2 protein-coding genes are annotated in these 2,447 nt (G+C 43.6%); both read left to right on the top strand.

Annotated elements, in window-relative coordinates; translation table 11 throughout:
• Positions 1–1,473 (top strand): AMP-binding protein (locus tag A3735_RS21890; protein WP_068638638.1); only part of this gene is annotated, 1,473 nt, incomplete at its 5' end.
• A 242-nt stretch (positions 1,474–1,715) separates the two neighbouring features.
• Positions 1,716–2,447: fatty acid desaturase (locus A3735_RS21895; RefSeq protein WP_197485972.1), on the top strand; the 732-nt coding region annotated here is incomplete at its 3' end.

Below are 2,447 nucleotides of genomic sequence, written 5' to 3' on the forward strand. Positions count from 1 at the left end.
CAAACATTATCCTTTGCTGAAATCGATGCTAAATCTAAGGCTTTGGCCTGTTTCTTACAGCAGCAAGAGAACCTAAATCAGGGTGACCGGATAGTGATACAGCTGCCAAATCTAAGCCAGTACCCAATTGCTGCTTACGCCGCGTTGCGTGCTGGTTTAGTCGTGGTAAACACAAACCCTCTTTACACGCCTAGAGAAATGCAGCATCAATTCTCAGATTCAGGTGCCAAGGCGATAATTATTCTAGAAGACCTGTTGCCCAACTTAGAAAAAATCAAGGGTGATACGGCGCTGGAGCTAGTGATTTCAACAGGTGCTGCGGATTTACTAAGCGACTCCCCGACGCCTGCTCCAGAGGGTTGCCACTCTTTTAGCCAAATCCTCAATGATTTTGATCAGGCTAAATTGCAAGCCCGTAAAGATATTGGCCCAGATGATTTATGTATGCTCCAGTACACTGGAGGCACAACTGGCGTTTCTAAAGGTGCTTGTTTAAGCCACCGAAATGTCATAAGTAATGCTAAACAATGTTTGGATAGACTTGCTACAGGGTGTAGAGAAGGGCAAGAGATATTTGTGTGCCCATTACCCCTCTACCATATCTATGCCTTTACAGTGAATATGATTATGTTTGCGAGCAAAGGCAATCTCAATGTACTCATTCCTAACCCTAGGGATCTTAACGCCTTTATTAATGCCATCAAACCTTTCGAATTTACCGGCATATCAGGGATCAACACTCTCTTCGTCGGTCTTTGTATGCAGGAAGAATTTAAAGCGCTAGATTTTTCAGCACTGCGATTGACCGTCTCGGGTGGAACTGCCTTAACCTCTAATGCCAGTGAAATATGGAAAGATGTAACAGGCTGCAGTATTTCTGAAGGCTATGGGTTATCAGAAACATCTCCGGTCCTCTGCCTTAATGAACCTGGCAATGAAGAAATAGGCACAGTTGGGACACCTCTTTCTGATACAGAAATTCAGCTTTGGAATGATGACGATCAACCCGTATCTGAAGGTCGCGGACAGATCGTCGCTAAAGGCCCTCAAGTGATGAGTGGTTATTGGAATATGCCAAATGAAACCGCAAAGGCATTAACTGAAGATGGCTTTTTCAAAACGGGTGATATGGGCGAATGGACTGATGACGGTAAGCTAAAAATTGTTGACCGTCTAAAAGATATGATTATTGTTTCAGGATTTAACGTCTATCCAAATGAAGTTGAAGAAGTATTAACCAGTTTTCCGCAAATTCTAGAAGCAGCCGTAATTGGTGAAGCTGATGACATTTCAGGTGAAAAAGTATGTGCTTATGTTGTACTAAAAAATGAAGCAACAGAAAAAGAAATTATTGAACACTGCCGCAAAGTGCTGACCGCTTATAAGGTTCCCAAGAAAGTGGTCGTACTAGAAGAATTGCCTAAATCAACTGTTGGGAAAATACTGCGAAGGGAGCTGAGACCTGCTTCCTAAATGACTTTAAACAAAGTCATCAAACAAAACGAGCCCCGTGATTTTGCCATAGATTTCGGTTAGCTATGTTTTGATATTTATTCAGGTTTTTAGGGTGCCCAAATGGCACCCTTTTTTTGTTTGAAATATGCTTTCGTTCCACTAAAACGACACGAATTGACTGTGACATGACACCTAGGGCCATAACCCTGGCCTGCGTCTCCCGATAAGATTGTTTTACTAACAATAACGGAGAAAATCTCATGTCTAAAGAAGCGGCAGCAATGCTTTCGGTCCCGCGCTCTCAAAGCGAGGGTGAAATCACCACCTGGATGTCATTAAAAAAATACGCTTACATCATTTCGCTGATTTTACCTTTAGCGCCTATCGGATCATGTTATCTAGCGGTTACAACAGGAAATGGCCTATGGTTATGGACAACAATCGTATTCTGGTATTTCGGAATAGCGGCACTAGATAGCTATTTTGGTGATGATGAAGCGAATCCAACCGAAAAAATGGTCGAAGAGCTTAAATCAGAGCCTTACTACAAAAAAGTGATGTACCTGACCGTTCCTTTGCTTTGGGCAGCGGTGATTGCATGTGCCTATACGGTATCTCAATACGAATGGTCCTGGTTTAACTTTATTGGTGGAGCCTTAACAGCAGGTTTAGCCGCTGGAATTGGCGTTAACCTTGGCCACGAGATGGGCCATAAGGTCAATGACCGAACGCAGGTGTTTTTTGCAAAGATGGCTCTAGCTTTACCGGGATATGGGCACTTTTTTATCGAGCACAACAAAGGCCATCACAAAGATGTGTCGACGCCTGAAGATCCTGCATCATCAAGAATGGGCGAGTCTATCTATCAATTCGTAAAACGAGAAGTGCCTGGGGCATTTCGCCGAGCATGGGAGCTGGAAAGCGCAAGGTTGAAGCGACAGGGTAAGTCAGAGTGGTCGTTACAGAATGAGATTATCCAGCCCGCTCTTGCA

The sequence above is a fragment of the Oleiphilus sp. HI0061 genome, assembly GCF_001635675.1.